The sequence below is a fragment of the Prevotella sp. P4-67 genome (assembly GCF_002251325.1).
Lineage (GTDB): Bacteria > Bacteroidota > Bacteroidia > Bacteroidales > Bacteroidaceae > Prevotella.
Genome location: NZ_NPJL01000011.1, coordinates 195,276 through 202,555, shown reverse-complemented (window position 1 = coordinate 202,555; position 7,280 = coordinate 195,276). Strand labels below are relative to the sequence as shown.

Sequence of the window (7,280 nt, the reverse complement as noted above, 5' to 3'; positions counted from 1 at the left end):
GCAACCTCTATCCACCTTCCCACAACTTCCGCCCACCTCCCCATGGTCTCTTGTCACCTTCCCGCATCCTCCATCCATCTTTCGCCACTCCCTATCCACCTTCCTCCAGAAGCTGGTGACCTCGGCACCTGTGGAGGGTATCTTGGCGAGCGTGGAGGGTACCTTGGCGAGCGTGGAGGGCGTCCCGGTGAGCGTGGAGGGTACCTCTGCGAGAGCCGTGATGACCCTCGCTGACGCCGTAGATTTTTCCGTCGCGAAGGAGGTCATTTTCTGCCACGATTTTTGCCACCGCGGCGCGCCGGAGAGTATTGTCAAAACATCTGGAGGTCAAAGTAAAACAGAGTTCGTGGCGTGCAATGCAGAAATCGTGATGTGCAATACAGAAATCGGGTTGTGCAACGCGGAAATCATAGTTCGCAACGACCGTTTCAGACCCTGAAATCAGCATGAAGTTCATCGCCGCGATTTATGCCATACCGACGGGGCAGGAGGAGGTCATCTCGCGCCCCGCCGTAATGCCCTCGTTGCCCGTGCTGATAGTCGCCCAAGTGGGCTTTGTCATGGCGAGAAGCGCCGCAATCCTTAAAAAAATCAAAAAAACACCTATATAATAAGGTATAAGCGATTTTTTTGTCTACTTTTGCGCTTCAAATAACAAATATGATTTACTATGCACGAGAATTTGGTGATTGTAGAGAGCCCCGCAAAGGCTAAAACCATAGAGAAGTTTCTTGGCAAGGACTACAAGGTCATGTCAAGTTTCGGCCACATACGTGACCTGAAAAAGAAGACGCTCTCCATCAACGAGAAGACGATGGAGCCCGATTACGAGATACCCGAGGAGAAACGCAAGTTGGTGAGCGAGCTCAAGAAGCAGGTCAAGGAGGCACAGCGCGTGTGGTTGGCATCCGATGAAGACCGCGAGGGAGAGGCCATCAGTTGGCATCTGTGTGAGGTGTTGGGCCTGGACAAGGACAATACCAACCGCATCGTATTCCACGAGATTACCCCCACCGCCATCCTTGATGCCATCGAGCATCCCCGTCATCTCGACATGAACCTCGTCAATGCCCAGCAGGCACGACGAGTGCTCGACCGACTCGTGGGATTCAAGCTCTCGCCCGTATTGTGGCGCAAGGTGAAGCCCGCATTGTCTGCCGGACGCGTGCAGAGCGTGGCTGTAAGACTCATCGTTGAGCGCGAGCGCGAGATACAGGCCTTCGTGAGCGAGCCCTACTATCGCGTGAGCGCCGTCTTCACCGTGCCCCAGGCCGAAGGCCACATCGCCGAGGTCAAAGCCGAGCTCGACAAGCGCTTTGCCACCCGCGAAGAGGCTGTAGCATTCCTGGAGCGCTGCCGCAAGGCCCAGTTTACCGTCGGTTCGGTAAGCAAGAAGCCGCTCAAGCGTATGCCCGCACCTCCCTTCACTACCTCTACGCTGCAGCAGGAGGCCGCCCGCAAGCTGGGATATACCGTGACCCAGACCATGATGGTGGCGCAGCATCTCTACGAGAACGGACGAATCACCTACATGCGTACCGACAGCGTAAACCTGTCCAAACTCGCTCTGGCAGCCAGCCGCGACGCCATCACCCAGCTCTGGGGAGCCGAGTACAGCCACACCCGCAACTTCCACACCCACAGCAAGGGCGCGCAGGAAGCCCACGAGGCCATACGTCCTACCTATATATCGGAGCAGACCATCGAGGGCACCGTGCAGGAGCGCCGCCTCTACGACCTGATATGGAAGCGCACCGTGGCATCGCAGATGGCTGAGTCGGAGATAGAAAAGACGGTAGTGACGATAGACATCGACGGACAGGAGGAGAAGTTCATCGCCGACGGCGAGGTGGTTACCTTCGACGGATTCCTCAAGGTCTATCACGAGTCTACCGACGACGAGAACCAGGACAATGAAGGCGGCAACACTCTGCCCGCCCTCAGCGCCGGAGACCTTCTGGAACGCAAGACAATCACATCGACAGAGAAATATTCACAAGGCCCCGTGAGATATACCGAGGCCAGCCTGGTCAAGAAGCTCGAAGAACTGGGCATAGGACGACCCTCTACCTACGCGCCGACCATCTCTACCATCCAGCAGCGTGAGTATGTGGTCAAGGGAGACAAGGCGGGCGAAGAGCGGCAGTACGTGACCGACACGCTGAGCGCCAGCCGCATCGTATCGAAGACCCGCACCGAGGTGGCAGGCAAGGAGAAGGGCAAGCTGCTGCCCACCGACATCGGTACCGTGGTCAACGACTTCCTGATGGAGCACTTCCCCGAGATTATGGACTACAACTTCACCGCCAAGGTGGAGAGCCAGTTTGACCAGATAGCCGAAGGCCACGAAGAGTGGACCAGTATGATGCACAATTTCGACCACGACTTCGAGCCCACCGTGCGCAAGGTGATGAACGCCCGCTCGGAGCATAAGGCAGGTGAGCGCGAACTGGGTGTAGACCCTCTTTCCCATCGTCCGGTATTCGTCAAGATAGGACGCTTTGGCCCTGTAGTGCAGATAGGCAGCGCCGACGACGAGGTGAAGCCACGCTTTGCGCAGCTGCCGTCGGGCAAGAGCATCGAGACCATCACCCTCGACGAGGCTCTCGAGCTGTTCCGTCTGCCCCGCAATATCGGCGAGTACGAAGGAGACATCGTCACCATCGGCTCAGGTCGTTTCGGTCCCTACGTTCAGCATGACGGCAAGTATGTATCACTGCCTAAAGAGATGGATCCGATGACAGTAACGCTCGCCGATGCCATCAAGCTCATCGCCGAGAAGCGCGAGCAGGAGCGCCAGCGCCACATCAAGTCGTTTGAAGAAGATTCCACGATGCAGGTGCTCAATGGCCGCTTCGGTCCCTATATCACCTGCGACGGCAAAAACTATCGTCTGCCGAAGAGCCTGCATGAGCGCGCCGCCCAACTTACCTACGCCGAGTGCAAGGAAATCGTAGACAAAGCCCCCGAACCCAAAGCACGCCGCAAGAAATGACCCCCACGCGTATTATTCTTATAGGATATATGGGCGCGGGCAAGACCACGCTTGGCAATGCGCTTGCCCGCGACATGGGGATGAGGTTCTACGACCTCGACTGGTATATCGAGAGCCGTATGCACCACACCGTCAAGGAAATCTTTGACGAGCGCGGCGAGGAAGGGTTCCGCCGCATCGAGCACAATATGCTCCACGAGGTGGCAGAGTTTGAGGACGTCATCATCAGTTGTGGCGGCGGCACTCCCTGCTTCTTCGACAACATGGACTACCTCAACCGCCAGGGCGCAACGGTCTATCTCAAGGCGTCGCCAGACGTGCTGTACAAGCATCTGAGCATGGGACACACCGTGAGACCATTGCTGCTCAACAAAACGCCCGAAGAGGTGCGCCAGTACATAACCCGCCAGCTCGCCGAGCGCGAACCCTACTACACCAAAGCCCACTATACCATCGACGTAAGCGTCATGGACGATTTTAAGAAGATACATTTTACCACCCAACAACTAAAAAACGAACTTGGAATATGAAGAAATGGAGCATCGAAGACTCTCGCGAGATGTATAACATCAAAGGCTGGGGAGCTTCTTACTTTGACATCAACGAGGAAGGCAACGTCAGCGTCTCTCCCTGTAAGGATGAAGCCCAGATAGACTTGCGCGAGATTGTAGATGAGCTGTCGCTGCGCGACGTGACGCCCCCGCTGCTGCTCAGATTCCCCGATATCCTCGACAACCGTATCGAGAAGACCGCCAACTGCTTCAAGCGGGCGGCTGAGGAGTATGAGTACAAGGCACAGAACTTTATTATCTATCCCATCAAGGTCAACCAGATGCAGCCGGTGGTCGAGGAAATCATCTCGCACGGCCGCAAGTTCAATCTGGGACTTGAGGCGGGTTCCAAGCCCGAGCTCCACGCCGTGATAGCCGTGCAGTGCCAGAGCGACTCGCTCATCATCTGCAACGGATACAAGGACCAGAGCTACATCGAGTTGGCTCTGCTGGCCCAGAAGATGGGAAAGCGCATCTTTATCGTTGTCGAGAAGCTCAACGAGCTTGACATCATCGCCCGCGCAGCCAAGAAGCTCAACGTGAAGCCTAACCTGGGCATACGCATCAAGCTCGCATCGAGCGGTTCGGGCAAATGGGCCGAGAGCGGAGGCGATGCGTCGAAGTTCGGACTTACCAGTTCGGAGCTCCTCGACGCCCTGCGCATCCTTGATGAGAAGGGGCTGCACGACAGTCTTCGTCTTATCCACTTCCACATTGGCAGCCAGATTACCAAGATACGACGTATACAGACCGCGCTGCGTGAGGCGGCTCAGTTCTACATCAACCTCCACAAGATGGGGTACAACGTGGATTTCGTCGACTGTGGCGGCGGACTGGGAGTGGACTACGACGGCACCCGCTCGGCCAACAGCGAGAGCTCGGTCAACTACTCTATCCAGGAGTATGTCAACGACTGTGTCTATACCTTCGTCGACGCAGCCAACAAGAACGACATAGCCCATCCCAACATCATCACCGAGAGCGGCCGGTCGCTGACGGCACACCACTCGGTACTGGTTATCGACGTGCTCGAGACCGCCAGCCTGCCCGAGATGCCCGAGGAGTTTGAGGCCAAGGACTCCGACCACCAGCTGGTCAAGGACCTCTACGAGATATGGGACAACCTCAACTCCAAGAATATGCTCGAAGACTGGCATGATGCCGAGCAGATACGCGACGAGGCCCTCGAGCTCTTCTCTCATGGCATCGTAGACCTCAAGACCCGTGCCGAGATTGAGAGCATGTACTGGAGCGTATGCCATGAAATCAATACGCTCTCCAAGCAGATGAAGCACGTGCCCGAAGAGCTGCGCAATATCGACAAGCTGCTCGCTGACAAGTATTTCTGCAACTTCTCGCTGTTCCAGAGCCTCCCCGACTCGTGGGCCATCGACCAGCTGTTCCCCATAATGCCCATTCAGCGCCTTACCGAACGGCCTACGCGCAACGCAACCCTGCAGGATATCACCTGCGACTCGGATGGCAAGATAGCCAACTTCGTCAAGGAGGGCCACCTCTCTCATGTGCTGCCCCTCCATGCCTTGCGCCGCAACGAGCCTTACTACCTCGGCGTCTTCCTTGTGGGTGCCTATCAGGAGATACTCGGCGACATGCACAACCTCTTTGGCGACACCAACGCCGTGCACGTCAGCGTCAAGGACGGTCACTACCACATCGACCAGATTATCGATGGCGAGACCGTCGAGGAGGTGCTCGACTACGTGCAGTACAACCCGAAGAAGCTGGTGCGCCAGCTCGAGATTTGGGTGACCAAGAGCGTCAAGAACGGTAAAATCTCGCTCGAGGAGGGCAAGGAGTTCCTGTCCAACTATCGCTCTGGACTTTATGGATATACCTATCTGGAATAAATGATGAAAGACAACAAAACAGCAATAACGGTGGTCAAGGTCGGCGGTGCCGTGGTCGAAGACGCCACGGCGCTCAGCCGTCTGCTCACCGACTTTGCCGCCATCCCGGGCCGCAAGATTCTGGTGCATGGCGGCGGGCGTCGCGCTACCAAGGTAGCCGAGGCGCTGGGCATCAAGACGACTATGGTGGGCGGCCGACGCATCACCGACGCAGCCATGCTCGAAGTGGTCACGATGGTCTATGGCGGACTGGTCAACAAGAATATCGTGGCAGGACTGCAAGCCGTAGGCGTCAATGCCATCGGCCTCACTGGCGCCGATGCCAATATCATCCGTGCCCATAAGCGTCCGGTCAAGGACGGCGTCGACTATGGCTTCGTAGGCGATGTCGATGCTGCCGACGGTCAGATGATAGCCCGGCTGGTCGAGTCGGGAGTCACCCCAGTGGTGGCGCCACTCACCCACGACGGCCAAGGCCATATCCTCAATACCAATGCCGACACCATCGCCAAGACGGTGGCTTGCGCGGTGGCCCGCGACTACGAGGTCACGCTCGTCTACGCCTTCGAGAAGCGCGGCGTGCTGAGCAACCCCGACGACGACAACAGCGTGATACCCACCATCACCCGCGCTGACTTCGATAGATACGTGGCCGATGGCGTGATAGCCGGCGGCATGATTCCCAAGGTAGAGAATGCGCTCGCAGCCATCGACGAGGGCGTCGCCAGGGTAGTCATCACCCAAGCCGATGCCATCGACGGCCAACAGGGAACAATTATCCGTTAAGTGTTAAAATCGAAAAAATATCCCCATAACTGTAACTTTAGTTTCCAACAAACGTCTTATTAATAGAGCAACGATGAAGATTATCAGTTTTCGCGACGATATACTCCCCCTGAAGAATATGCTTTTCAGAGTGGCGCTCCGCATTACGCTTGACAAGGCCGAAGCGGAGGATATCGTGCAGGAAACGATGATTAAGGTGTGGAACAGACGCGACACGTGGAGCGAGATAGAGTCTATAGAGGCTTTCTGTACTACCATCTGCAAGAACCTTGCGTTGGATTACATACGAAAGAGCTCCCACCTCAGCGATTCCACCCCCGATTTGCCGGAAGACAAGGCCGACAGCGCGTCGACTCCCGATGAGAGAGCGGCGCAAAGCGACAGAGTCGAGCTGGTTCATCGCCTGGTCAATGCTCTTCCCGACAAGCAGCGTATGTGTATGCAGCTGCGCGATTTTGAAGGGAAAACGTACAAGGAAATTGCTCGCATGATGGAGATAAGCGAGGAACAGGTCAAGGTGAATATCTTCCGAGCCCGCCAGACCATCAAGCAGAAATTTAATGATTTTGACAATTATGGACTATAACTATATCAAACAATTGCTGGAGCGCTACTGGGCGTGTGAGACTACGGTCGAAGAAGAAAGCATTCTCAAGGCTTTCTTCAGTCAGAAGTCTGTACCTGCCGAGCTGGCCAAGTACCAGGCACTCTTCGTCTACGAGGCCACCGAGCCCAAGACCGACGTGCTGGGCGACGACTTCGACGCCCGTATGCTCGCCATGACCGAAGAGCCCAAGCAGGTCAAGGCCCGCGTCATTACCATGACCCAGCGGTTGAGACCTCTCTTCAAGGCAGCTGCCGTGGTGGCCATCATCCTCACGTTGAGCAACGCCTTCCAGATGTCGTTTGACAACAATGGTCCTGTTATCGGCAGCGGAGCCACCAACTACAACCGCATCCAGCAGATGCACTCGGTGGCAAGAGCCGACTCGGCTGTGCTCGACACTATGCCGCAGTCCAACGTGCAGCCTTCCGAGGTCTGTACAACGCCGATTATGAAAAGATAATTTCTATGCTTTC

At 56.2% G+C, this 7,280-nt stretch carries 8 protein-coding genes; all 8 read left to right on the top strand.

Annotation, left to right across the window (positions count from 1 at the left end; all coding sequences use genetic code 11):
- Positions 1–234: hypothetical protein (locus tag CIK92_RS13960; RefSeq protein WP_216822213.1), on the top strand; the 234-nt coding region annotated here is incomplete at its 5' end.
- Between the two features lie 212 nt (positions 235–446).
- Positions 447–611, top strand: coding sequence for a hypothetical protein (locus CIK92_RS13630; protein WP_158214705.1), 165 nt, complete (start codon positions 447–449; stop codon positions 609–611).
- 59 nt (positions 612–670) lie between these two features.
- The gene (gene topA / locus CIK92_RS01730; protein WP_022310620.1) at positions 671–2,995 is read left to right on the top strand and encodes a type I DNA topoisomerase; all 2,325 of its coding nucleotides are present in this window, start codon (positions 671–673) and stop codon (positions 2,993–2,995) included.
- On the top strand, positions 2,992–3,525 hold the full coding sequence (locus tag CIK92_RS01725) for a shikimate kinase (RefSeq protein WP_094387949.1): 534 nt from the start codon (positions 2,992–2,994) through the stop codon (positions 3,523–3,525). The genes topA and CIK92_RS01725 overlap by 4 nt, the downstream gene beginning before the upstream one ends.
- The gene (gene speA / locus CIK92_RS01720) at positions 3,522–5,414 is read left to right on the top strand and encodes a biosynthetic arginine decarboxylase (protein WP_094387030.1); all 1,893 of its coding nucleotides are present in this window, start codon (positions 3,522–3,524) and stop codon (positions 5,412–5,414) included. The genes CIK92_RS01725 and speA overlap by 4 nt, the downstream gene beginning before the upstream one ends.
- Positions 5,415–6,200 (top strand): acetylglutamate kinase, encoded by a 786-nt coding sequence (argB, locus tag CIK92_RS01715; RefSeq protein WP_254045977.1) that lies wholly within the window; start codon positions 5,415–5,417, stop codon positions 6,198–6,200.
- Between the two features lie 73 nt (positions 6,201–6,273).
- The gene (locus CIK92_RS01710; RefSeq protein WP_094387029.1) at positions 6,274–6,786 is read left to right on the top strand and encodes an RNA polymerase sigma factor; all 513 of its coding nucleotides are present in this window, start codon (positions 6,274–6,276) and stop codon (positions 6,784–6,786) included.
- On the top strand, positions 6,776–7,267 hold the full coding sequence (locus CIK92_RS01705) for a pyruvate ferredoxin oxidoreductase (RefSeq protein ID WP_094387948.1): 492 nt from the start codon (positions 6,776–6,778) through the stop codon (positions 7,265–7,267). Before CIK92_RS01710 ends, CIK92_RS01705 begins: the two co-directional genes overlap by 11 nt.
- Positions 7,268–7,280: the final 13 nt, after the last annotated feature.

What these genes read in the sequence shown, in the direction of transcription:
- CIK92_RS13630 (WP_158214705.1), top strand. Translation starts at nt 447, where the DNA reads ATGAAGTTCATCGCCGCGATTTATGCCATACCGACGGGGCAGGAGGAG.
- topA (WP_022310620.1), top strand. Translation starts at nt 671, where the DNA reads ATGCACGAGAATTTGGTGATTGTAGAGAGCCCCGCAAAGGCTAAAACC.
- argB (WP_254045977.1), top strand. Translation starts at nt 5,415, where the DNA reads ATGATGAAAGACAACAAAACAGCAATAACGGTGGTCAAGGTCGGCGGT.
- CIK92_RS01705 (WP_094387948.1), top strand. Translation starts at nt 6,776, where the DNA reads ATGGACTATAACTATATCAAACAATTGCTGGAGCGCTACTGGGCGTGT.
- speA (WP_094387030.1), top strand. Translation starts at nt 3,522, where the DNA reads ATGAAGAAATGGAGCATCGAAGACTCTCGCGAGATGTATAACATCAAA.
- CIK92_RS01725 (WP_094387949.1), top strand. Translation starts at nt 2,992, where the DNA reads ATGACCCCCACGCGTATTATTCTTATAGGATATATGGGCGCGGGCAAG.
- CIK92_RS01710 (WP_094387029.1), top strand. Translation starts at nt 6,274, where the DNA reads ATGAAGATTATCAGTTTTCGCGACGATATACTCCCCCTGAAGAATATG.